The organism is Paraburkholderia sp. BR10141, assembly GCF_056155635.1.
This window is the reverse complement of sequence record NZ_JBMIQH010000036.1, coordinates 25810-48848: the sequence shown is the minus strand read 5'-3', so window position 1 is coordinate 48848 and position 23039 is coordinate 25810. Positions and strand designations below refer to the sequence as shown.

Genomic DNA, 23039 nt, shown 5'->3' with positions numbered 1-23039 from the left:
AAGCCCGCCTGATAGCGGGCTTTTTTACGCGGTGTGCCTAGTAGTCACACTTGGACGGATGGACTCACGACCGACCTCTGTAGCGGGTGTGCCTAGTAGGCACACCCAGCATTTGTCGATTGGCGCTTTCGAATGTGTGCCTACTAGGCACACTTCCACCTGTTACGCCTCTGCGTAAGATTGCTTATTTGACACGGCTCGATCGGTCGGTCTTGATCCCAACAGAGTGAAAGCCGCGTGCCATTTCGCATGCGAAAAAACCGCCAGAGGGCGGTTGTGGCGGTGAAGGCATGAATGACTAGTGCGCAGCGGCGTCCAGCGACGCATCAAAAAACAGCTCGACCGACTCGTACCGCCTAGCCGCGTCGCCCTTGGTATAGAGCGTCGTGGTGCCCAGACTCGCGTGACCCAGCTGGTCCCTTACGTCTCGAAGGTCACTGCCCGAGTCGAGCGCATGGTTCGCGTGGGTGTGGCGCAGCCAGTGTGTGCTCGCCCGTTTGAGGTCCGTCGCCCCATCCGGATAACGGCGTTCAAGCTGCGCCGCGGCACGCGCGAAGATCCGCCTGAACAGAAGTCCGATGCCGTCAGCCGTCATCGGCCGGCCGGTAGTCGTGCTGGCCAGCAGCGGCAGCTCGCGCGGCGCGGATTCCAGGGTCAGCGGTCCGCCCGGAGTGAGATGCAGCAGGGCGCGCAGCGCGTCCATGAGCCGCCCCGGCATCGGCACGTACCGCTCCTTCCTGCCCTTTCCGTCGACCCGCAGCGACCAGGCGTCGTCCAGCGTGCCGTCCAGTGCCTTGCGGTCGAGCGCGCCGAGCGTGGCGCCGGCCAGTTCGGCACGGCGCAGGCCCGTCGCGTAGGCGAAGAGCAGGGCGAAGGCGTCGCGTTGCTGGGCGTAGGTGGGGTTCGGGACGCTGACCGTCTGCAGGACATAGCGCCACTGCGCGTGCGTGAGCGTGCGGCCGTGCGTGTCCACGTCGGACCGCGCGACCTGCAGGCGCGGCAGGGCGTCGAACGGATTGGCCAGCAGGTAGCGCACCTTCACCAGCCACGCGCACAGGGCGGAGAGAATTTTCCGGGCCGTCTCGCGGCTGGACGCCGGGAGCGGCCCGGTGAATGGGCGCCACGCCGGGTCGAACCGCTCGGCCTTCGCGCGTCCGATCCAGCGTGCCGCCGGCTGCGGATCGGCCAGAAAGCCGTTGATGTAGGCGTCGACATCGGTGCCAGTGAGCGACGAAAACGCCTTGCCTTTCTCCACGACCGCCCACAGCAGCAACCGCTCGGCCTCGCGCCGGTAGGCCCGTGCGGTGTGTTCGCTGTTCGCGCCGCGCACGCGTATCCAGGCGTGGATCGCCTCGATGTCCGACCGGAATTCGGCACCCTCGGCGGGTACGGGCGTACGGTTGCTGCCGGCGCTGCCGTCCAGCTCGCGCGGCACGGCGAAGGCCTCGAGCGGCGCGATGCCGGCGGTGACGGTCGGGCGCGTGAGCGCCGGATGCCCGGCGGGGAGCGACCGCCGTGGCTGGAGCGCGAGTGGCGAGAGTTCATGCTGCAGGGGTGCCGCGTGCAGGGAGAGCCAGGCCGCGATGCGCGCCCCACCCTTCGGCCCCAGGCGCGGCACGGTGGTGTACCAGCGGTGCCGGCGGCGCTGGATCAGGGCCAGCAGGTCGGCCAGCGTCGCGAGACCGGCGGTCTGCAGCCGTGCGGCCACGACGGGTTCGAACCAGCTGTCCAGCGGGTCGGATGCGGCGGGATCGGCGGCCAGCGTCCGCTCCATGCGGGCGAGCGCCGCGGTCTGACGCTCGCGCAGGCGGGCGTTCCGCGCCACCTTGCGGGCGAAGTTCCGGTCCGGCGCGCCGCCAGACGAGGCCTCCGGCGGGTAGTCCGCCCGGTAGAACTCCAGCAGTTCCGCCTCGCCGTAGACTCCGTCCGGATCGACCTGCGCGCGGTATTCCTCGAGCGTGGGGGGATCGTCGTGCCGGTGCAGCCCGGCCGGAGCGACGCGTTCCTGCCGTCGGTCATGCAGGCTGCCGGGCTTCAGGCGCAGCAGGTGCGCGGCTTCATGGTCGCGCGCGCGCCGGGCCGTGATGGTGAGCGTGTCGCGCAGCGCGTCGATCAGGCGACGGGTCAGGCGTACGTCCGTGCCGGCCTCGCCGTATGCCGAATGCAGCGCCTCGATGGCGGCGCCTTCGAGCCAGCCGCGATAGAGCGCGAAGTGCTGCCGGGTCAGCCGCGGCGACGCCTTGATCCGCGCTGGCATGTCAGGCCCCTACCGGCGAGGGGCGTAGCCACGCGACCCGGCGTACCGTGGCGCCGATCGCGAGGCTGCTCGCGACGAGCCCGGTGCCACTGGCAGCCAGCTGAACGAGCATGGTGGCCGCGGTGTCGTGGGTGGTCGGCCACTGGTAGACCTTCCAGGTCAGCTCAAGGCCCAGCCAGAGCAGTCCTCCCGTCAAGCCAATGAACCCCTGGGGTACGCCCAGCGCGAGCCGGCGCGCTTGCCCAGGTCGGCCGCACAACGCGGCGACGGCGGCGAGCGCGACGAGCGCCATGGCCCCGCCGGTGCCGGGGTACCCGACATACCAGACCAGTGCGGCCACGCCCGCGCCCATACCCAACGTCAGGGTCCAGCGCAGCCGCGGGGGCGTGGCGACGTTATCGTCGTACAGCGGCGCCATGGCGGCATAGAACACCTGCAGGATCGCGGCGCCGACCAGTGCCATGCCCAGACCACTGAGCGCGTGTTCGAGCACCGACATCGCGTCGCGCCAGTGGAAGAAGGCGCGCACCGCCGCGCGCACAGCACGCGCGGTCGGGTCCCCCCGGGTGGCGGCCCGGCGGCCGTCCATGCTCCATTTGTATAACGCCCCTGCTAGCACCATCGGTGGTAAGGCGAACAGCAGATGGCGCAAGGCGCGACGCGCGAGCGGCCAACGGGGAGCAGTGGCGCGGATCAGGGACATGTGGAGTCGTCAGGCAGTAGTTGGTCGGTGGGTGCCGGGAGCGGCCTAAAGATAGGGGTGCCCGCAATCCCTTGTCCGGCGGGCGTTCCAGCGAAGTGTACGCCTGACCCTTCAATCTGACGAGAAAAACACGCACTTCTGATAACCGGAGTTATCAGAAGTATCGCTTCATTCTCCTGCGTACGGTGGCGCACACAGCCTTCTTGGGGGCGGACGACTTGTTGCCTACTGTCAACAGGAAGCGGCCCACCAGGCGCCGTGCCTGCACAACGAACGACAACGTACACAAAGGCTGCGGGGAGACGGACGATGAACCACATGCGCTGGCACAGGGTGGCCGACCGCATCGAGGCGGTGCTGAACGGATCCTTCTGGCTCGCCGTGGCCAGCGTGCCCGTGGTGGCCGGCTGCACCTGGCTGAACACGCGACCCGGGCACCCCGACAGCTGGAATACGCCGTACTACCACCCGGCCGAGGAGTGGAAGAAATGGAGCGTGTCGCAGCCCGGCGCCGTGGCGCCTCCGAGCAGTGCGGGCACACAGGCCTATCAGGTGGCGACGACCGCCATCGAAATCTGGAACAGACGTGGGTATACCTACAACCGGTACCTGCGCTACCAGGCGGCGTACTTCAAGGCGCAGGACCGGCAGGACCAGGAGGCGGTGCCGCTCTTTGGCGCGGCCATTGCCACCGCGGCGGTGGCGCTCGCCGGAGCCAATCCCTACGTGATCGGCGGCACGGCGCTCGGCGGTGCAGCGGTGGGCGGCGGCGCGGCGTACCTGCAGCCGGGCCGCGATGCCGGCACCGATCTCACCGCGTTGAACGCGCTACTGTGCGTCGTGGACAAGTCGAGCACCCTGTACCTCATGCCGCCCATTGCGCTGGCCCTCGACCGGGCCGCGATCCGGGACGCGCTGACGCAGCTGCGCACGGATGTCGGCGCCTTGTCCACGGCGACGGCGTCCGGCCAGGCGCTGAAAAGCGCGGCGGACGCCGTCGAAGTTAGCGGCGAGACTACGATCAAGCAACTGGATGCCGCGATCACCGTGTACCTGCATTTTCCGGAACTCATCATGACGACCGCTCACGCCATTGAGGGTGCCGCAATGGCCGGCGGCGCCCGGTCACTGGATTATTCGTCCCTGGTGCAGAACCTCAAGGCGGCGCAATCGAGCCAGGGCGCCGCGAGCGATGCCAAGACTCAGGTGCAGGGCGCCAATGCGCAAGCGGCCAGCGCCACCGCGGCGGCGAGCGCGGCGGGCGCGGCGGGCGCCGCGCAGGTGCAGAAGCTGAATTCCCCAGGCGGGGTGACGGTCACGCTTAGCCTGGACGCCGCTGCCGCGGCGGCCGCGGGCGTGGCGTCGGCCGCGGTGCCGCCGGCCCAGCCGGCCGGTATCGCGGCGCCAGACACGACACCGGCTCTGGATGCGGCCGGCAAGCAGGATGCGCTGGCCAGTGTGCTTACGTCGCCGGCCTACAACGACATGACTCGGGTGAGCGTCCTCTCGGCGTCCGCACTGGACGACCTCCCCAGCCCGGACTTTTCCACGACCGCAGTTAACATCCAGGCGTGCTGGCCCGTGAATTGACGCAACTGCCGCAGGTCGTAATGCTTGCGACCATCTCTGTTCCGGAAGCACGTGGAAGGACGCGGAAGGGGAGCACATTTGGATTCGCAAAGGTGAGCGAATGGATGCGGCCTACGTTTCTGCCGACACGATCGGCGCCCATCCCGGTGCCTCACCCCGTGGTGCGGTTGCGCCGCTGTGTGCGTCGGCGCACGTAACCTTGGCGTCTCTCACCTGGGGGCTGTGTGTGGAAACTACGCTTTGATGATGGTATCCCCGTTGGCGCGCACTGCCGTGACTGCCGGCAGCGCGCGCGTCAGGGCGTGCAGGACCGTGCAATCTGGTGTGTCTGCAACGACTGCGGGGTGCTCATCATGGACTTTGCCGACAAGCTCTGGGATCTCACCAACGCCGTCACCGGTTTTTCGATAGCGCAGTCGCTCGGGATGACGTTCGCCCTTGGTAAGGGCGAGTTCAAGCACGTACTGGTCGACGCGCGAACGCATTGTCTCGCCGCGGCCTTCAGCGTTGGCTTTGCGCTCCTGTACGCGCTCGCGATTGGACTTTGCTGTTCCGCAGGGCAGCATTATGTCGAGGCGAGCAACCAGATTACGTGGTGGGCGATCGCGCAGGGCCGATGGTGTGCTGTCGGCCTGTTCACTGCGATCCTGTGCTTTATGCTCTACATGCACTTCCTTGGCCAGCACATCTCACCCGCCGGGCCGCCTGGCAGCATACGCGACGCGAGGCGTGGCGAGAGCGCCGGGGCCGCCGATATACAGCGCCTCGATGACACGGACCAGCTGGCTGGACCGGGGCGCTCGTCTGATCACCCGCATTAACGGTCCCGCACGCATCCCGCGTCCGTTGATGTTCGCGCGGCACAAAGTAAACTCGCCGCTGGCGTCGGGGCGCGGTCTTGCCAGGACGCCACGCGGCTTTTTTTTCGCCTGCGCGAAAATTTCCGCCTTCCCCGCCGGTCACACCTCGCTCGCCCGGTCACGCCCGCGACCGGTGCCGCCCCGTCACCTGGCGCGACTCGCCCATGACTTGCCGCGACTCGGCGGACGTGACTCCCAACGGTCGCCACCGGTCACCCCACCGCGTCGCCGGTCATGCGGGCACATCCCGAGACGCCCGCGGCCGCGGTCATCAGTGAGGGAAGTCAGGGGCGTGGATTGAATGCCACGCATTCAGGCCAGGGTGTTGGCCGAATTGACAACACCCAATTGTGTTGGCATTATTGCCAACATGAAAGCCACTCTCTTACTCAAGGAACGTCTGGTAGTGGACGCGCAGTCCTTCGCGGCAGCGCTGATCTGGCAGGTTCCGCACCCCGTACCGGGGAGCACACATTTATTCAAGTACAGCCTTGCGTACATCGTGCGCACGGTCTGCGTACTGCGGTACGACAATGAGCGTGGCAAGGGCGATCACCGGCACATCGGCGACGTCGAGACACCCTATGTGTTCACGACGCCGGAACAGCTGCTGGTTGATTTCTGGTCGGACGTCGATCAATGGAGGGCTTCAACATGAACACGGTCACACTCGGCGTTGCAGGGCGCGACGCCTTTTCGAAACGTTTTGCGGCGGCCATGCGTGGCCAGGCGCAGGGGCAGTTCATCAGCTTCGAGACGCCCGAGCTTCTGTTCCAGACGCTCACGCAACTGCGCTGGAACATCCTCAAGGCGATGACGGGTGCCGGCGTGCTGTCGATCCGCGAGGTGGCACGTCGGGTCGAGCGCGACGTGAAACGCGTCCATGAGGACATCGGTGCGCTGCTCGCCGTTGGCGTGCTTGAGCGCACGGAAGAGGGGGTTGTCTTCCCCTATGACGCGATACACGTCGATTTCACGCTGCAGGCACAGGCGGCGTGAGCCGCCACAAACCGGTCGCACAAGGCGAATTCCGGCAGGTTCATTTAACAAGTAATATGCTTGTTAAATGAATCGAAGCCTGGTAGAGTGATGTTCAGGGTGATCGAACGCGTCACCTGACTAACACGCTACCGGAGTCACCATGCCAACCATCGCGATCGTCAACCAGAAGGGCGGTTCTGCAAAAACAACCGTCTCGTCCCACATCATTCACGCAGCGACGCGCCGCAATCTGCGCACGCTCGCAATCGATTTCGACAAGCAGGCTAGTCTCACGCGCTTCTTCGGCGTGGAGGCCACGCTCGGCCATGCGACTGCATCGCAGTGCTTCGAGACGGCGCTGACGGGCGAAGTTGTGCGCTGCACGGAGAACCTGACGTTCCTGCCTGCCGATCGCGCACTGCGTCTGTGCTCGGGGGCCGGAGCCGAGGCGGCCCTGCAGGCGGCGGCGAACGTGCGAACGCTCGCGACCCAGCACGAACTGGTCGTGATCGATACCGCCGGTGCGCTCGGGGAGGACGCAACCACTTATGCGGCCCTGCTGGCTGCAGATTTCGTGCTCGCACCGTTCGCCGTTGGCGCCTTCGAGGCTCACGCACTGGCTGACCTGTGGGAATGCCTCAGCGCGGTTCGCAACAAGGAAAACACCGGCCTGCGTGTCATGGGCCTGCTGCCTAGCAAGGTCAATACGCGCTCAACGGCGGAACTGGCCGGGCTCGCTTCGCTTCGCGCGGAAATGGGCGACATCATTGCCCCGCACGTGCTGGCCGAACGCGCTTCGGTCAAACAGGCCATTGCGCAGGGACACCCGGTCTGGCACGCGACGAAAGGGGAGGGCCACGCGACTGCTGCGCGCGAATGGCGGGCCGCCTGCAACTGGGTTCTCGACACTGCGATGGAGGCCTGAGCCATGAACGCGAAAATGCCATTCGGTAATCTGGGCGCAGTGCTCAAGGGCGGACTCGGCCGCACTAGCCTCGAAGAACTGACGAAGCGTGCGCGCGAGCAGACGCTTTCGCTCGACCAGATCCACATTCCCGCGCAGGAGCGCACCGAATTCGAGGACGAGGACAATTCGCTGCTCGAACTGGGCGAGAGCCTGAAGCGCTGGCAGTTGCAGGCGATCGTGGTACGCCCGGTCCAGGGGCCGACGCCGTATGAACTGGTTGCTGGCGAGCGCCGCTGCCGGGCGGCACGCCTGGTTGGCCTCACAGAACTCCGCGCCTACGTCATCGAACTCACGGACGAGGAAGCGAAGGACGCGCGCCTGGCCGAAAACATCCAGCGCAAGAACCTCACGCTCTTTGAGGAAGCGCGCGCGCTGCAGCTCGACGTCGATCGTCTGGGCGTGCAGGGCACGCTCGAGCGCCGCCACAAGAGTCACGCGTGGTTGTCCAAGCGCATCGCGCTCTTGAACCTGCCGCAGCAGGCCCAGCGCCTGGTTACGGAACACATCAGCGCGGACCTCGAAGTGATCAACGGCGTGAAGCAGGTCGAAAAACTTGACCCGAAGGCCGCCGAATCGCTGGTGAATAACCTGGAGGCGACGCGCGGCGAACGACGGGCGCGCACGCAGGTCGGCGCGGTGCTGGAAGCAGTCAAGCCGAGAAAGCCGCGCGCTGCGAAGGGCACTGAAACCGGCGCGGCACCACAGGAGGCCGCTGTTAGCCCTGCAGCGGCCGTCGGCCAGCTCGCGGCAGCGCAAGACGCGCAGGCCTTTAGCGTGAAGCTGCTCGATGAACTCTACGCGGCGCTTACGGAACAGGGGCAGACAGCAGACGGCGTACTTGAGAAAATGACGCCCGAAGTCATGACGGCGGCCACGCAGTGGCTCGAAGACCATGCTGCCCGCGCGCGCGAGGCTGACGACGTGGGCCGTGCGGTGCTTGCCGGGCTGCGCGCCGGGACGTTTGCGCCCACCGGGGCGGGTGCCTTCGCGCTTGCCGCATTTCTTCATGGCGGACAGACAGGGCAGGGGTGCGAACTCGCACAGATTCTGCGCTGCGTTCAGTAACAACAGTCAGCCGCGGCAGGCGCCGCGGCCTCAACAGGTGTCATCATGGGTCGAGTTTCCACGAAACGGCTTTCCGCCGCCGCCTTCGCACGGCTGATGCCGTGGCTGATCAACCTCGACGAACGGCGCATCGAGGCGGCACGCCGCGCGATCGTCAACAACGAGCGTCAGGCGATCATCGCGAAGGAATTTGGCTGGACGCAGCAGGCCGTCCACAATGCCGTCGCCACCGTTTGGGGGCGATTCGAAAAGGCCCGCGAAGCTGGTTTCAATCCTGATGAGAGCGCAGAGGATGTCATTACCGAGGACATGGGGCCGGCCAGCTGGACGTCGGTTCCTGAGAGTGGCGGTGACAGGCACTTCAGCGGACGCCTGACGAAGAAATCATGGACGCGTTTCGAGAACGGGCTTGCCGATCTCGATCGAGACATCGTGCGCGTCGCACGCATGGCCGTCGTCGACGGCAGCTCGATGCGCGAGATAGCAGCCGCCTGCGAGTGGACGCAGAAAGCGGTGCGCGAAGCTACCGAACAGGTCTGGATGCACATCGTTCATCTGCGTCAGGCGCTGTTTCACACGACGCCATCCGCGCTTGCAGCTGCGGACGTGCCCGAGGGCTGGGTAACGCTTGCTGTGCCGCCTGCACTTGTCGCGCAGTTTCGCGGGCAGATCGAAGCCTGGCGTGCGGCACAGACCACACCGACCGCGGCACCGGCTCCCCGGCGCCGTGCGCGCGAAGCCTGAGCACCGCACGACCGGAAACGCCCCCAAAACCACGACCTTTAGATGCGCTCGAAAACGCGCGGAAGACAAGTTTGCGGCCGTTGCAGGCGAAAAGCCCCCGAAAGCACGACCTTTACGCGATGTACATGCCTGACGCATAGCGTCATGTTTAGAGGTAAGGATGAATAAGTTTCTTCCAACGAGTCATTTGCGCCTCGATGTTGACGCAACACGTCATCTAACCGGGGCGCGGTCGGGAATCATCCAGTCTCTCTAATACACAACCCGCTGTTGTTGTTACCTTTAAAAGACAACACCTTTAAAACCTTTAGCTCCGGAAAATCCCCTGAAATCAGGGGCCTGCAGTGCGATAGGTCGTGGTTTCGGGTTCCAAAGGTCGTAGATTTGGGTTCGCTACCCCTGCGAAGGGTCGTAGGATTGGGGCCGACAGGTCGTGAGTTTGGGGGAAAGGTCGTGGATTTGGGTTCCGAAACACCCGCGCGGCCCGCAGTCTGCAGTGCCCTGATTTCATTGGAGAACGCGGGAAGGGCAGCGCGCTTGTCCACAGCCGCAGCGCAAAGGTCGTGGTTTTGGGGGTGTTTCGCTCGCTACGGGCCTGCAGCCTGACGCACATCCAGCGCCTCGCGCTGCGATCCAGGCTAAAGGTCGTAACGCAAAGTGCCGTTAGTACGACCTATGGCAAACGTAAAACTGCATGCAACCCGCTCTACCATGCCCCGAAAGAAAACATCGCTGTCCCTGCCGAATCGGCCGCTGCGCAAGGCGGCCGCAGCGATCCACGTGAGCGGTCAACTCTCTCTGCTTGAGCGAAAGCTGGTCAACGTGATGCTGCTCAATGCCTACGACAAACTGGGCACGCAGAAGGTATTCACCATTCCCACCGCCATGCTGATGGCGATGGTCGGATGGACCGGCAGCAAGAACGTGGACACGCTCAAGGCCGCGTTGTCGAACATCATGAGCACGCAGATCGAATTCGACCTGCTGGAGACGGACCACCAACCCGCGCATTGGCGAAAGTCGAACATGATCGCCGAGGCCGAGATCGTTGGCGGAATCTGCAGCTACGAGTACCCCACGAAGCTCGCCGAGATGCTGGCCGATCCGGACGTCTATGCGCTCATCGACGTGAACGTGCAGAACCGCTTCAAGAAGGGCTCCGCGCTCACGCTGTTCGAAAACTGCCTGCGCTTCAAGGGCGTGGGCCGCACGCGGTTTGTGCCACTTCAGGTGTGGCGCAAGTTGCTGGGCGCTGAGGCGGCCACCTATGACGAATTCAAGCATTTCGCCAATATGGTGATCAAGCCCGCCGTGGCAGAGGTCAACAAGGTGTCCAATATCCTTGTTGAGCCTGAGTACCGCAAGGAAGGCCGCCGCGTCGTCGAGATGCGCTTCATCATCACTCAGAACCCGCAGGGACAGCTGCACGAGACTGTTTTGCCTAGCGCGATTGAGGAGATCCGCGGCACGGAGACGTACCGCCGCATGATGCAGATCGGCCTGGGCGACATGCTGGCCGTCACGTGGATTCAGGCTGACGCAGCGCGCGCCGCGCAGACGATCGCGTATGTCGAGAAGAAGCTGAAGGACAAGGCGATCAAGAGCAACATTTCGGGTTACGCGCGGCGCGTGTTCGAGAGTGGCAGTTCGCTCGAACTGTTTCCGGATGATCCAGCGCCGGCCGCACCGCAAGAGCGTGCGGCGCCCGTGTCGGATGCGCAGCCGGCCGCCGAGGCGCGCGCTCGCGCCATCACTGCCGCAATCCTCGCACTGTCGGTCGAGCAGATGGGCGCCCACGTGGACGCCTACGCAGGGCAGGGCGGCAAGGCTTCGACGTACAACCGGGAGACAGGTAAATTCCGGAACGTGCTGCAGAAAACGGCGTTCATGACGTGGTTGCGTGCGCGAATCGCGCCGGAATTGGAATCGGATACTCCGGCAGGAGAGGTCGCGACGCAGGAAGAACTAGCTGCTTGAGCCTGTTCGCAATCCGCTCTGCTCAGCGCATCACCGAGGCCTGTGTGTCCGGGTAACGCGCAAGTCATTGCATTCGAAACGTCAAAGAGATGCGCTCGCTTGAACCGGTCTTTGATCTGAGCGCAAACGCCTATACTGCTCGCGAGGCGGGTCAGTCGTGTGCGCGCATACCACCGAAATACTGTCGACTGCTGAGGCCTTCAGGAAAAAGTAAATTGACCGAGAGCTACCTACGCATCATAGTGCGCCCCAGACAAGATCTGAGGCAAGCGGTACCATACCAATACGAGACTCACCCTAACCATCGATAGACTGACAAGAGACGACTGGTGTCAATCCGTTGCTCTGCTTCGAGAATCAGCTTACGAATGAATACACCGCACACTAACAGCGAAGTGCCGCAGTCCTTGCACAGCGTCGACTCCGTGCTGAACTCGCTTTCGCTCCCAGCGCGCTATCCCAATGTTTATTTTCTTGGTCCGACTGCGGAGCGCGTGAGCTTCGCCTCTCAACAGCGACGATCGCTGAATCTGATCTGGGCGCTTAACGAGAAGGTAAGTCTCGCTGGTCGTACAGTGGGCATCGTTGGCGGTGGTATTGCCGGGCTGACCGCAGCCGCAGCGTCAATCGCCTGCGGCGCCGACGTAACGCTCTTTGAAACCGACTACGAACTTTGCGCAAAGCAGCGTGAAACCGACAAGAGATACATACATCCAACCATTAATTTTTGGCCAAAAGAGTCACTGGCGTTGCTAACTGACTGGCCGTTTTTGAATTGGCACGCAGCTCCGACGCGTGACGTCATTAAACTTATACGGGACCAATGGGAGCGGTATTTCGCTTCGGCGGCCGAGGAGAAACGACCTGCCAAGGTAAGTAAGATAATCGCCGACGCATCTGGAGTCACGCTCCATTACGGAGATAGCGCAATTCAGGAATTCGAGATTGTCATTGCGGCGGTTGGATTCGGACCAGAACAAGGGTTGCCAAACATCGAAGCCGAACCGTACTGGCACGATAGCGAGTTCGAGCGCAGTCGAATAACTGAAGACTGCCGTGTATGGGTGAGCGGTACTGGAGACGGTGCTCTAATCGATTGCCTTCGTGTGTGCTATAGCGGTTTCGAGCGCGGAAAGATCCTGTTCCGGGCGGCAATGGAATTTCAGCCCTTGAAGAACCCAATCGTTGCGATTGAAGAAGGTGCCGCAGCTGAGGTAGACGTCGACGCTCGCAGTGTCCTCCTGCAGGAGAAGTATCTAGATCTTGCCCGCCGCCCTACCGTCACAAAATTCCTAACGAAAGAGTTAGCGAAAGGCCCGCACCGACCTTTTGTAAATCTCGTTCATCGTATTGCTGCTCCATTTGATTACCGAACGGCACCGATTCATCGTCTCTTGCTAGCTGTCGCGATAAATGAAGGATTGGTGTCGCCGCTCAGAGGGTCGCTTGGCTCGGATTCGGATGGGGCGATGTTCTTGCCCTACGATGGCGACGCAGAGAGAGTCAAAGCAAGCAAAATCGTCTTACGCCATGGTGCTTCTGGCGCGCTGGATGGCATCATTTCGGACGACGCCGTCGGTGAGTTGCGCAGCGACGGATTTCGCAAACACGAAGATGCTTTACGTCAGGAGTTGTGGCCTGCCGACTACTTCCAGAAACGCCCACGAGCTAAGTTTCCTGCAGTCGGGCGAAAAATGCCGGAGCTGACCACTGACGCCGGTAGGATCCTTCGAGGTGCACTCCAGGCGCAGGATGTTGAGGCGAATGTATTTACAGTCAGAGTCGCGGACAGGCACGAGTTAAAAGTAACTACGTCCACGAATAGCGCACATATGCTTGAATTCTGGCCCAAGAATGTTTTGGGCTTGCCGGTGCAATATTCATTCGACCAAGAGATAGCAATGCTGCACGGATCCTTAGACTCAACGACCCATGCGTATCCGCTTCACCCAGGTGTGCTGGTAGCGTTTGGCGAACAACCGTCCCCCACAAGATGGCTTCCTCTCACGTGCATCGGAAAGGATAGCGTCACAAATGAAATAGTCGGGGTGTGTGTGACCCACCAGTCCGATGCGAAAGAGAGACTGACAGCGTACATGAGGCTACCGAGGGGCGAATTGTCGATTGGGACGGTTTGCCGGGTGGTGGCCTTCGACGGGGATCTTGCTCAATCTGAAAAGCAAGACATCGTTTGCATCATGTTTAAGCCGAATGCGGATGTGTCGTTCCGGATCGCCCCCGAGGGGCGCCAGCTTCGTAGTGTATTGTCCGACCCGCTAACGTTATTGGAGGATAAACGACGAGGCACCGTTTATAAGTGGGGGGCCGATGGCTCACGTGGAAAGGGTACAGTTGCATCGGTCGCAGGCATTATTAATGCTACCTCCAGCCAAGGACCGACAATTTTCTCAGACGTGATAGCTGTTGAAGGTGAGGATTTTTCCCGTCCTGGAGATTCGGGATCGCTCGTGGTCACAGAGGACGGAGATGCCGTCGGTGTGGTTGTAGCCGGGGGGGGAAAATTAGCGTTCCTGCTTCCTCTTAAAAAGATCCTCGAACGATGTCAGGTCTCATTGCTCTTCGAGCAAGCAGATGAATCGTTACTGCTTGACATCGGAGCTCTTCGGCAAGACCAACAGAAGTTTGATGAGGCTGCATCGTTCTACAGTCGAGTATTGAACGCCTTGCAAGGGCGTTCCGGCAGCGATGCGGTGCGCGCGAGCGCGCTACATGGACTTGGTACTGCTCTTCTGAGCCAGGGGAAATCTTACGAAGCGGAACCGTTGTTCAGGGAGGCGCTCGATTTGCGGTATGTGGCTCAGGGCGCTTCGCCCCGCTTATATGCTGACACGCTGCGAGGGTTGGCACGCTCGTTGGCAGAACAAGAGCGTTGGAGCGAAGCGGAGGACATGTTCCGGCGTGCGGTGACGATTATTGAAAATGCGACCTCTTCCGAAGACCTCGACGTCGCGCGCGCTCACCGTGACCTTGGCTGGGTTTTGCGCCTCCTTCGAAGATTTGACGAGGCATCAGAGGAGTTGCATCGCTGTTTGACGATCCGTGAGGCCGTGGTAGGCAGGACACACGCAGATATCGCTGATGTGCTGCTGGAGATGGGCTGGGTTGCATTGGGTCAGGATAGGTTTGACGAAGCTCTGACTCATTTCGATCAGGTTCGCGAAATGGCGCAGTTTCTCGATGTGCGCGATCGGCTAACTGCTGCAGCGTTGCAAGGCCAGTCCGCTGTTCTCAAAACGCAATCCAAACTCCCCGAGGCGGAGGCATTGTTGCGCCGCGCCCTTGCGTTAAGAGAGTCATTTTTCGGCGTAACGCATCCGTTGGTTGCAACCACGCTTCAGAGCCTCGCGTATGTCTGTGGAGAACAAGGTCGAATTGAAGAGGCAGAACAGCTGTTCAGATCCGCCCTGAGAGTAAGGGAGCAGACATCAGGCTCCAAACATCCAGACACGGCCACTGCGCTGTGCGATCTCGCTTGGGCATTGCGCCGGCGTAGGCAATTTACAGAAGCAACCGCGATGCTGCAGCACGCTTTGGCTATCAGGGAAGAATCGTACAATACCGACCGTTTGCGAACAGCGCAGATCCTATTGGAACTTGGATGGCTCGCTTGCGATTTGGGTCAACTTGACGAAGCACATACGTGGTTTGGACGCGCCCTCGAAATTGCTCGGGAACACAACGCGGAGAAAATGGAGGCGGCATCGTTGCAAGGCATGGCTTCGGTGCTTTCGAGACAGGGGAGGCCCCAAGAGGCCGAGGACCTTTTTCGCCACGTCTTGTCCATACGACGGGCATCGTATCCCGAGAATCATCCAGCGGTTGCTACAACAATGTTGGGCCTCGCATATTCGCTCACCGAGCAACGTAAGTTTTCCGAAGCTGAGATGCTATTCAGAGATGTCGTTGATATAAGAGTTCGTACAATGGGCCCAATGCATTCTGAGACAGCATCTGCGCTGAAGGGTCTTGGCTCGGTTCTACGCCGTCTGCGACGCTTTGACGAAGCCGATGAAATCTTGGAACGTGTATCTCAAATTAATAATCGCACTGTTGAACGGTGATGACATTCGTCGACCTCGAGCACAAAACCACGTTCGTCATCAGTTAGAGCGTTAGATTCTTCACTCAGTCGACGATGTAGATGCCGGCGTCGAGTGCCCGAGACTGGCCGGACACCGGCAGGCGGCCATCTGACTGTCGACAAGCATATGGTTTCCCCCCCGCCCGCCTTGTACCGTGGGGGCGCCGGCATTGGCACGACGTCGGCTCCCAAGGGACACAGTACGGTTGTTTAGTGACTTGATGACACAACTAGCGTAGCAACTGTGACTCTTCCAATAGGAAAAGGAACACGCCACATTTAACAATCATTATGCTTGTTAAATGTGGCGTGTTCTGTTATGATGGTTCACATGGCCGGGCATTCCGCTCTGGCCCAAACCGGAGACCATCCGATGAACCTGACCTACCTCGAAACTGCCGTACTGGACACGCCCGTTTTCGGCTTCGCGTCGACCGACGTCAAGAATCCCTACGCCATGCTTTTCCGCCGCTACGTGGATGCACGAGGCGCTGTGCGTGCGCGTTGCGCCGTGGTGAACTGCGCGACGCCGATCGAAGCCGAACAGGCGGTCCTGTCCCACGTCTTCGGCGCAAACGTTCACTGACCATGAAAAACGCAATCGGCATGACCCGCACCGAAATGCTCGCCCTTTTCCAGGCACGGCGCCTGATGAGTGCAGACGGCGCAAACCGCTACTGGTCAGTGCGCATGCGCGTCATGGCGCGGCAGGCGCTTCACGAATGCGAATCGCGCATCCGCTGTGAACTCGCTGCGGGTGCGCGTCACCGCCCCGCGTAACCGTTAAGTCAACGCCCGGCTTGTACCGGGCGCTTCTCATCCAGGCGGCGCCTTTCCTCCCGCGTCCCACGGAACTGCCGCTTCACCGCACGTAGGCTAGCGCCGCGGGTTGAACCTGTCGATAGACGACGACTGCGGCTTCGCCTCCTGGAAAATGCTTTCCGCGCGCAAGCGCCGCGCCTCGGTGGTCGTGAGGTGTGGACTGTCGCTGCGGATCTGCTCGAGCGACCGCGCAGCCTGCCCGACGGCGTTTGCTGTGTCTTTCGCGCTCGGCGAAGCCGGCGCCTGCGTCGTGGTCGCTACTATCGCTGCGCCCGCGGATCGGGCGGCTTCGCGCGACCGCCTGCGCGCACGCTTGAGCGCCGTTTCGAGTGTCGGAAGCGCAATCGTCATTCCGGCAGCATTGAGCGTCGCCACGAGCTCGCGCCGGTACACACCCACAGATTGCGCCGCCTCGATGAGGTCCAGCACATCGGCCACCTGGCTTGTGAGCGAGCGTGCTGGGCCTGCGAGTGCGTGACGCGTTCGCGTCTCCAGGTCCACGAGCAGCTGCTGTGCGTCGTCGCGCCGGTTGGTTCGCATGCGTTCTCCGTCGTCTGTCACCGCTTACTCCTGGTCCCAGATCGGGCCATAGCCCGCCTTGTAGGCGAGAAGCGCCCACAGCGAATACGGGATCGCCGTGGTGCCGCCGATCCACTGGCGCACCTTGCGGCCACCGCCTTCGGCCTTGCGCGCGTCCGCATCATTCCACGCAGTTCCCTTGCGGTGCGTGGTGAGGCCGAGAAAGGCCGCCGTCTGGGAAGACGACCAGCCCAGGTGCCGCACGAGCGCCGCGATTTCCTCGCCGGTTGGAGGAGTCCAGCTCGCTGCGGAGCAAAAGCATTCCGGGCGGATTGGGAGATTCTGCTTGTCCATCGTTTTCATCCTGTTGTGCCGTGCCCCATCGTGGCGGCATCAGACGCTAGTTTATCCAGCCCGCGCCAGGGCGCGGGAAAGTGCAGCCTCGCGGCTGCGAAAAAAATCGGCAGGCCTGCCACGCCCTGCCGGGCGCGTCAGGCCTGCGTCACGCGGAGCACGCCCGTCGAACATGACCGGCGGCCGTCGGCGCGCACGCCGGCCTACCGACCGGCGCCAGGCGATCCAGCTCCCGCATGCGCGGGAGAGTCACGCAGCCAATGGCTGCGCGAGGAACAGCACCCCGCCGCGCCGCTGCCGCACATTGCGGACGCGCGAGGCGTTTCATTGCATCCAGCCCCCCGCGCTCTCGCGCGGAGGGAGTCACGCGGCCTGCGGCCGCTTGCCTGGGCAAACCGACCTGGCGCCAGGGCCGTACCGGATTGCCCCGGTGCTACGCACCGGTCGCCGCTCTCCCCAGTGCCTGCGGCACCGGGTCCCCGTGCGGCTCAATCCGGGCGCGACGGCGCGCGCGATCCATTTCCCGGTCCGGCTGACGCCCTGGCTTGCAAGGGGAGGGTATGCCTGCCCCTCAGCGTCGCACGGAACGCCGGTCGGTCGCGCCCAAGGCGGCCAGCCCCTGGGCGCGGCGCGATCGTCCGCGTGCGGCGTCAGTCAATCGCCCCAAAGATTGCAGCGTATTCAGGATGCGTCGTAGCAAAATCACGAAGCCAGTAGTACTGATCAAGCAGCCTGTCTTCCTCCGTCTGGTTTGCCAACTGGTTGAGCATGTAGAGCGTAAAGATGATGCCTGCCGCGTCGGCGCTCACCTGGCCGGTGAACTGGTTCAGGTTGCACGTTATGGTGAATCGCTGGGGGGAGCGCGGCGCAAGGTAGAAGCCGCCATTGGAAAGCTCGAAGAACTCCCACACACCGCCATCGTTGTCTTCAGTCAGGAGGCATGCCCAGCGATAGACAAGCGCTTCGCCGGTAACGAAGTGCGCGCCGAGATGCTTCGGCAGAAAGGACATGCGGCGCTCGCTGGGAACGCAAGTGGCAACGACGGGTAGGGTGGATTCGTTCATCGGTTTGGCTTCCGGAATTCGGCCAGGGCGATATGCTCGGCCATGTGAACATCATATCACCTCTTAACTTCTATAACAAGCACAATACTTGTATTAAATATTTTGCGGTCCGTGGCCTCAGGCGTGTCGCCGCCTTGGGTGTAGATCGAGCGCTGCGCGTAGAGTGAACTGGAGCGCCCCCAAACGTGCAGAGTGCCGCCATGCGGACCATCGCAGAGCCATTGAAACATAAACAAGTGAGCTGCTTGTATAAGCGTTGAGGGGATGATATGATGCTTCACATGACCGGGCGCAACTGCCCTGGTCGAAACTGGAGAAATCTGATGCCTGCTGTTTCTAATGCCACCCATCCCGCCACGACTTCCACCGCCGCCGAGACGGCAGGGCGCATTGAGTATGTGCCGCTCAAGCAACTCACGCTGTCGCCGCACAACGTCCGCAAAACCGAACTCACCGAAATTCCAGGCCTGGCCGAGAACATCGCTGCACAGGGCGTGAACCAGAACCTCGTCGCGCATCGCATCGCGGGCAAGCGTGGGAAGAATGCGCAGCTGGGCGTATGTGCGGGGCAGCGCCGCCTCGTCGCGCTGCACCTCCTCCTGGAACAGGCGCGGATCACGGATGCCTACCAGGTGCCGGTGCTTGTCGTGCCCGAAGCGGACGCGTTGTTGGGCTCGCTGAGCGAGAACGAGCAACGCAAGGACATGCACCCTGCCGACAAGGCGCTGGCGTTTTCCCTGCTGCTGCAGGAAGGCCGGGAGGCCGGGTTCATCGCGTCGGTGTTCGGCGTGTCAGAGGCGGCTGTGCGTCGCCACGTCAAGCTCGCAAGCCTTGCGCCGAAACTGATGGACCTGTATCGAACGGATGAAATGGATTGGGACCAGGCGACGACGCTTGTGCTCGCATCCGACCACGAAACGCAGGAACGTATCTGGTTTGGCGCACAGCAGCCCTGGCAGCGTGAACCGTACCATCTGCGCGAAGCGATCATTGGCGACGAAGCGGACATTCGCACGAGCGACACGCTGCGCTTTGTGACGGTCGAAGCCTACGAGGCGGCAGGCGGCTATGTACGCCGCGACCTGTTCAGCGGCGAGGATGCGGGCTATATCGCGGACCATGAATTGCTCAATCGCCTGGTCGCGGACAAGCTCGAAGACGCAGCCAACGAGGTGCGTGCCGAGGGCTGGCAGTGGATCGAGATCCGCGCGCGCGGCGGGCAGTCGGAACTGGTTTTCTTCGGTCAGGAGAGGCCCGCGATGCGTGACTTGACGCCCGACGAGGAAGCCGCGCGAAACGCGCTGGCCGAGAAGTTGGAGCAGACCGGCGGCGCGCTGTCCGAGTACTACGACAGCGATTGCGAACCCGACGAGGAACTGGAAAACAGCCTGTCCGACGCTGAGGACGCGGCAAAGGAAGCGCTGGAAGAATTCGACCGTAGCCTGCAGGCGTGGACGGACGCGCAGAAGCAGGCGGCAGGGGCGTTCGTAATGGTCGGCAGGGGCGGGGAACTTGTCGTGAAGCGCGGACTGCTGCGGCGCGAGCATTCGGCGGGCAGCAGCGTCGCCACTGTGAGCGCTGCGCAAGCGCCGAAGAAGGTCAAACCCGAGCATAGCGAAGCGCTTTGCCGCCGTCTGACAGCGCATCGCACTGCCGCTGTGCGCGTCGAGCTTGCGGCTAACCCGCGCGTGGCGGTCGCGGTCCTGCTGCACAGGCTGATCCCGAAGGTGTTTGACGGGCGACTTGGTGCGCTTCGCTATCTGAGTGCGCTGCAGATGGACGTGCGCCCGACTGACGACGCGCTGGTGCGCGCTGCCGACGATCTGGCCGACAGCAACGCCTGGCAGGAAATCCAGGCACAGCGCGACAAGTGGCGCAACCTGATGCCGTCGAACCCGGAACAGCTGATGCCGTGGCTGATGGAGGCTGACGACGATATCACCACAGGGCTTCTGTCCTATTGCATTGCGGCGCTGGTGGACGGCGTGAACGGCACGGACAGCCCGCACGCGATCAACCTGGTATCGGAGGCGCTTGAACTTGACATGACGCGCCATTGGCACGTGACCGCAGGGGGTTACCTGAACCACGTTTCGAAGGAGCGCATCGGCCAGGCCGTGACAGAAGCGGTGGACGGCGAGGCCGCAGCGTCGCTTGCCAGCATGAAGAAGGCCGACGCAGTAAAGGCGGCAGAGACGCGCCTTGCCGGGACGGGATGGCTGCCGAGCGTACTGCGTAACCGCGACGTGCCCGCCATTCCGCACTATTACGCGTGCTCCGACGAGGATATGGACGACGATGCACACGAGAGCGCCGAGGACGAGGCAGACGCAACGTCCGACGCCGAGCCAGTAGCTGGCTCGACGGAAGCGGACGCCGAAGCCGCCGCTACGACCAACGAGCCGGAGGATGAAGCGATGGCGCTGGCCGCCTGATTGCACGCATCAGATACCCCTGAAACCCCGCCGAGAGCGGGGTTTTTTGTTGCGCGAGAGCTTCTGATATTAACAAGTCAGATGATTGTATAACGTCGAGAATTTCAATACAATGCTTCGCATGACCGGGCCTTCTGCCCTGGTCGATACCGGAGCCAACATGAGCGAGATTGTTCACGCAACGACCGGAAGCGATAGCCCGGCCCGTGACCCCGAGACTGTCCTGCGCGAGATGTGGAGCGCGCAAGGCGTGCCGCAAGCGCGGCAAGACGAATTGATCGCGCAAATTGCCGCGAAGGCGGTCCCTGGCGCGAAGGTTGGCCCATTCACCATCCCACGCAGCGTTGAGCCGCACGGCAGCGCTACGCGAAAGCAGGGCGGCGCGTTCCGGCTCGGCTATCACGCCGTTAGCAAGCCCTTTCACGAAGTTGTGCTGCACGCGTACCGGTGGCTCGTACCGGGCCGCGAGCCATTGAGTTGTGACGTGGCGCGATGGAGCGCGGACGATGCCGATCAGTCTGAGGCGCTGCTCGATGTCGTCAGAAATCTCGCACAGGCAGGCAGTCTCGTCGCTTCGCCGACGCTCGCCGGGGCACTTGAAGCGGCCCTCGCATCCGTGCCGGACGGTGCCGATGATGAAGGGATCGCGCGTGCGACATCGGTGCGGGAAAAGATCGGCACGGCATTGCGGCTCGCACGCACGCGTCCCTGGCTGAATCCGGCGCAGCGCGCCGTGCTCGACTGCTACGCAGGCGGCGAGTATGCACACATGGCCGAGCTTGAACGCGAGGAAGAATACCGGATGGCGATGAAGCAGTGCGGCGACGGGTTGTTGAGCTTTCTGCTCGTTGAGCTTGCAACGTCCGAGGGCTGTGACATGCGCGACGAGGCCGAGCGGCGCATATGTACCGCGATTCGCGACCTGCGCGCGGTGCGCGACAGCCTGCGCGCCGCCCCGGACTGGCAACCCTGGGAGCAACCCGTAGAAATCACGGACGGACTTTGACCGACTTGCCCCACCAGGCGGGCAGCGCCACCCGCCTGGCCGGGACACCCTGGCGCTTCGAAATGGAGGTTGACGATGGAATTCTTCGGACTTGATGCGGCAATCTCGTTTGCGGCGCGCGCTGCGGACGAATACGGATTGCCGCAGACGGTCTATTCCGCGCCGTTCACCTCTGGCTGGGCCTGCCTCAACGCCCTGGCGCGCACCCTCCGCGAGCCCGGCAGTGTTGTCTGTGTGACCATGCTGCCGCGCCGCTACTTCCACTGACCACCAGACCGCCTGAAATCTCGGGCGGTCTTTGCCACTCCAGCCCCCGCGCTCTCGCGCGGGGGAATCACGCAGCCTGCGGCTGCTTGCCACGAAACACCCGCTACTCACCACGTCCGAACCGGATTGCCCCGGCGCTACGCACCGGGTCGCCGCTCTCCCCAGAGGGTCCCCGTGCGGCTCAATCCGGGCGCGCCGGCGCGCGCGAAAGGCCTGTGGTGTGCGACGCCCCGATAGCTCGCAGGAAGGGGGTATGCCTGACGTTTCCGCACGATTACAATGATTCGGAGTGCGAGAGATTCGCCTGTAATGAAACGAAATAAAACCACTATAAACAAGTAAACGACTTGTTGAAAAGAAGCGACAGACCTGGAATAATAACTACATCGACGCACTGCACAGCGCGGCGATAACCGGAGGCAGGCGGCAGCAACCGCCCCGCCGGTTCCCTAAAAACCTAGCTGGAGTTATTCAAATGCAACTCTCATCCAAGTTTGCCCGCAACGCTCACGTGTACCGTTCTGAAGTCGCGCTGACCGAAGACCAGATGCGCGCCGTCGCTCCCTCGATCTTCGCGCGCGAAGCGCACGAAAGCCGCTCGGAGCGCTACGCGTACATCTCGACCGGCGACGTGCTCGCGAAGCTGAAGGACGAAGGCTTCTCGCCCTTCATGGTCGCGCAGACCCGCGTCCGCGACTCCGCGAACCGTGACTACACGAAACACATGATCCGCCTGCGGCACGCCAACCAGATCACGACGGCGGGAGCTAACGAGATCGTTTTGCTCAACAGCCACAACGGAACCAGCTCGTATCAGATGCTCGCGGGCCACTTCCGCCACATTTGCCAAAACGGCATGGTGTGCGGTGACGTCATGGACGATATTCGCATCCCCCATAAGGGCGACGTTGTGGAAAACGTGATTGAGGGGGCGATTCGCGTGCTCGATTCGTTTGAACTGGTAGACGAGCAGCGCGAAGGCATGCAGGCGTTGACGCTGAGCGAGGCAGAGCAGACCGTTTTTGCACGCGCCGCCCTGTCGCTCAAGTACGAGCCGACCGACACGACGCCGCCCCCCGTCACCGAGCGCCAGTTGCTGGGCGTGCGCCGCTGGGAGGATCGCGCGCCGGACCTTTGGACGACGCTGAACAAAGTGCAGGAAAACATCGTTCGCGGTGGCCTCAGCGGTCGCAACGCCGCGGGCCGCCGCGCCGTGACGCGCCCGGTTACGGGCATTGACCAGAATGTGAAACTCAACCGCGCGCTGTGGATTCTTGCTGAAGAAATGCGCCACCTGAAGGGCTAAGCCCCTCACCGACCGGGCAG

20 protein-coding genes are annotated in these 23039 nt (G+C 62.8%); 14 read left to right on the top strand and 6 right to left on the bottom strand.

Annotated elements, in window-relative coordinates; all coding sequences use genetic code 11:
* Positions 1-298: 298 nt before the first annotated feature.
* Positions 299-2257, bottom strand: a complete 1959-nt coding sequence (locus ACOJB8_RS33780; protein WP_475016451.1) for a phage integrase family protein — start codon at positions 2255-2257, stop codon at positions 299-301.
* A gap of 1 nt (position 2258) precedes the next feature.
* Positions 2259-2960, bottom strand: coding sequence for a hypothetical protein (locus tag ACOJB8_RS33775; protein ID WP_475016450.1), 702 nt, complete (start codon positions 2958-2960; stop codon positions 2259-2261).
* A gap of 309 nt (positions 2961-3269) precedes the next feature.
* Here ACOJB8_RS33775 and ACOJB8_RS33770 point away from each other — a divergent pair, with 309 nt between their 5' ends.
* Positions 3270-4550, top strand: coding sequence for a hypothetical protein (locus tag ACOJB8_RS33770; RefSeq protein ID WP_475016448.1), 1281 nt, complete (start codon positions 3270-3272; stop codon positions 4548-4550).
* A 233-nt stretch (positions 4551-4783) separates the two neighbouring features.
* Here the strand turns inward: ACOJB8_RS33770 and ACOJB8_RS33765 are convergent, their stop codons facing one another.
* The gene (locus ACOJB8_RS33765) at positions 4784-5236 is read right to left on the bottom strand and encodes a hypothetical protein (RefSeq protein WP_475016447.1); all 453 of its coding nucleotides are present in this window, start codon (positions 5234-5236) and stop codon (positions 4784-4786) included.
* 475 nt (positions 5237-5711) lie between these two features.
* On the opposite strand from ACOJB8_RS33765, the gene ACOJB8_RS33760 reads away from it, so the two are divergent.
* The 9 genes from ACOJB8_RS33760 (at position 5712) to ACOJB8_RS33720 (ending at position 16026) form a co-directional block, all read left to right on the top strand.
* The gene (locus ACOJB8_RS33760; RefSeq protein WP_475016445.1) at positions 5712-6068 is read left to right on the top strand and encodes a toxin-antitoxin system TumE family protein; all 357 of its coding nucleotides are present in this window, start codon (positions 5712-5714) and stop codon (positions 6066-6068) included.
* Positions 6065-6409, top strand: coding sequence for an HVO_A0114 family putative DNA-binding protein (locus tag ACOJB8_RS33755; RefSeq protein ID WP_475016443.1), 345 nt, complete (start codon positions 6065-6067; stop codon positions 6407-6409). Before ACOJB8_RS33760 ends, ACOJB8_RS33755 begins: the two co-directional genes overlap by 4 nt.
* A gap of 142 nt (positions 6410-6551) precedes the next feature.
* A complete protein-coding gene (locus ACOJB8_RS33750; RefSeq protein ID WP_475016441.1) occupies positions 6552-7316 on the top strand; it encodes a ParA family protein in 765 nt (254 codons plus the stop codon).
* A gap of 3 nt (positions 7317-7319) precedes the next feature.
* A complete protein-coding gene (locus ACOJB8_RS33745) occupies positions 7320-8423 on the top strand; it encodes a ParB/RepB/Spo0J family partition protein (RefSeq protein ID WP_475016439.1) in 1104 nt (367 codons plus the stop codon).
* A 45-nt stretch (positions 8424-8468) separates the two neighbouring features.
* On the top strand, positions 8469-9167 hold the full coding sequence (locus tag ACOJB8_RS33740; protein ID WP_475016437.1) for a TrfB-related DNA-binding protein: 699 nt from the start codon (positions 8469-8471) through the stop codon (positions 9165-9167).
* Positions 9168-9878: 711 nt separating this feature from the next.
* Positions 9879-11144 carry a replication initiation protein gene (locus ACOJB8_RS33735; RefSeq protein ID WP_475016435.1) on the top strand — a complete coding sequence of 422 codons (1266 nt, stop codon included), beginning with the start codon at positions 9879-9881 and terminating at the stop codon, positions 11142-11144.
* Positions 11145-11512: 368 nt separating this feature from the next.
* Complete coding sequence (locus tag ACOJB8_RS33730; RefSeq protein ID WP_475016433.1) at positions 11513-15226, top strand: tetratricopeptide repeat protein; 3714 nt, start codon at positions 11513-11515, stop codon at positions 15224-15226.
* A gap of 393 nt (positions 15227-15619) precedes the next feature.
* Positions 15620-15832 carry a hypothetical protein gene (locus tag ACOJB8_RS33725; protein WP_475016432.1) on the top strand — a complete coding sequence of 71 codons (213 nt, stop codon included), beginning with the start codon at positions 15620-15622 and terminating at the stop codon, positions 15830-15832.
* Positions 15833-15834: 2 nt separating this feature from the next.
* A complete protein-coding gene (locus tag ACOJB8_RS33720) occupies positions 15835-16026 on the top strand; it encodes a hypothetical protein (RefSeq protein ID WP_475016431.1) in 192 nt (63 codons plus the stop codon).
* 96 nt (positions 16027-16122) lie between these two features.
* Here ACOJB8_RS33720 and ACOJB8_RS33715 read toward each other — a convergent pair whose 3' ends face one another.
* From ACOJB8_RS33715 to ACOJB8_RS33705, 3 genes are all read right to left on the bottom strand, one after another.
* Positions 16123-16608, bottom strand: coding sequence for a hypothetical protein (locus ACOJB8_RS33715; protein WP_475016429.1), 486 nt, complete (start codon positions 16606-16608; stop codon positions 16123-16125).
* Positions 16609-16632: 24 nt separating this feature from the next.
* A complete protein-coding gene (locus ACOJB8_RS33710) occupies positions 16633-16941 on the bottom strand; it encodes an XRE family transcriptional regulator (protein WP_475016428.1) in 309 nt (102 codons plus the stop codon).
* A gap of 650 nt (positions 16942-17591) precedes the next feature.
* On the bottom strand, positions 17592-18005 hold the full coding sequence (locus ACOJB8_RS33705) for an antirestriction protein (protein WP_475016427.1): 414 nt from the start codon (positions 18003-18005) through the stop codon (positions 17592-17594).
* 323 nt (positions 18006-18328) lie between these two features.
* Here ACOJB8_RS33705 and ACOJB8_RS33700 point away from each other — a divergent pair, with 323 nt between their 5' ends.
* From ACOJB8_RS33700 to ACOJB8_RS33685, 4 genes are all read left to right on the top strand, one after another.
* The gene (locus ACOJB8_RS33700; RefSeq protein ID WP_475016425.1) at positions 18329-20440 is read left to right on the top strand and encodes a ParB/RepB/Spo0J family partition protein; all 2112 of its coding nucleotides are present in this window, start codon (positions 18329-18331) and stop codon (positions 20438-20440) included.
* A 160-nt stretch (positions 20441-20600) separates the two neighbouring features.
* A complete protein-coding gene (locus ACOJB8_RS33695; protein ID WP_475016423.1) occupies positions 20601-21446 on the top strand; it encodes a hypothetical protein in 846 nt (281 codons plus the stop codon).
* Positions 21447-21521: 75 nt separating this feature from the next.
* A complete protein-coding gene (locus ACOJB8_RS33690; protein WP_475016422.1) occupies positions 21522-21713 on the top strand; it encodes a hypothetical protein in 192 nt (63 codons plus the stop codon).
* A gap of 475 nt (positions 21714-22188) precedes the next feature.
* The gene (locus tag ACOJB8_RS33685; protein ID WP_475016420.1) at positions 22189-23019 is read left to right on the top strand and encodes a DUF932 domain-containing protein; all 831 of its coding nucleotides are present in this window, start codon (positions 22189-22191) and stop codon (positions 23017-23019) included.
* Positions 23020-23039 lie beyond the last annotated feature (20 nt).

Coding starts and splice junctions, on each gene's coding strand:
- ACOJB8_RS33760 (WP_475016445.1), top strand. CDS start 5,712: ATGCCACGCATTCAGGCCAGGGTGTTGGCCGAATTGACAACACCCAAT.
- ACOJB8_RS33715 (WP_475016429.1), bottom strand. CDS start 16,608: ATGCGAACCAACCGGCGCGACGACGCACAGCAGCTGCTCGTGGACCTG.
- ACOJB8_RS33775 (WP_475016450.1), bottom strand. CDS start 2,960: ATGTCCCTGATCCGCGCCACTGCTCCCCGTTGGCCGCTCGCGCGTCGC.
- ACOJB8_RS33755 (WP_475016443.1), top strand. CDS start 6,065: ATGAACACGGTCACACTCGGCGTTGCAGGGCGCGACGCCTTTTCGAAA.
- ACOJB8_RS33735 (WP_475016435.1), top strand. CDS start 9,879: ATGCCCCGAAAGAAAACATCGCTGTCCCTGCCGAATCGGCCGCTGCGC.
- ACOJB8_RS33770 (WP_475016448.1), top strand. CDS start 3,270: ATGAACCACATGCGCTGGCACAGGGTGGCCGACCGCATCGAGGCGGTG.
- ACOJB8_RS33685 (WP_475016420.1), top strand. CDS start 22,189: ATGCAACTCTCATCCAAGTTTGCCCGCAACGCTCACGTGTACCGTTCT.
- ACOJB8_RS33695 (WP_475016423.1), top strand. CDS start 20,601: ATGAGCGAGATTGTTCACGCAACGACCGGAAGCGATAGCCCGGCCCGT.
- ACOJB8_RS33690 (WP_475016422.1), top strand. CDS start 21,522: ATGGAATTCTTCGGACTTGATGCGGCAATCTCGTTTGCGGCGCGCGCT.
- ACOJB8_RS33710 (WP_475016428.1), bottom strand. CDS start 16,941: ATGGACAAGCAGAATCTCCCAATCCGCCCGGAATGCTTTTGCTCCGCA.
- ACOJB8_RS33725 (WP_475016432.1), top strand. CDS start 15,620: ATGAACCTGACCTACCTCGAAACTGCCGTACTGGACACGCCCGTTTTC.
- ACOJB8_RS33740 (WP_475016437.1), top strand. CDS start 8,469: ATGGGTCGAGTTTCCACGAAACGGCTTTCCGCCGCCGCCTTCGCACGG.
- ACOJB8_RS33705 (WP_475016427.1), bottom strand. CDS start 18,005: ATGAACGAATCCACCCTACCCGTCGTTGCCACTTGCGTTCCCAGCGAG.
- ACOJB8_RS33730 (WP_475016433.1), top strand. CDS start 11,513: ATGAATACACCGCACACTAACAGCGAAGTGCCGCAGTCCTTGCACAGC.
- ACOJB8_RS33720 (WP_475016431.1), top strand. CDS start 15,835: ATGAAAAACGCAATCGGCATGACCCGCACCGAAATGCTCGCCCTTTTC.
- ACOJB8_RS33780 (WP_475016451.1), bottom strand. CDS start 2,257: ATGCCAGCGCGGATCAAGGCGTCGCCGCGGCTGACCCGGCAGCACTTC.
- ACOJB8_RS33700 (WP_475016425.1), top strand. CDS start 18,329: ATGCCTGCTGTTTCTAATGCCACCCATCCCGCCACGACTTCCACCGCC.
- ACOJB8_RS33750 (WP_475016441.1), top strand. CDS start 6,552: ATGCCAACCATCGCGATCGTCAACCAGAAGGGCGGTTCTGCAAAAACA.
- ACOJB8_RS33745 (WP_475016439.1), top strand. CDS start 7,320: ATGAACGCGAAAATGCCATTCGGTAATCTGGGCGCAGTGCTCAAGGGC.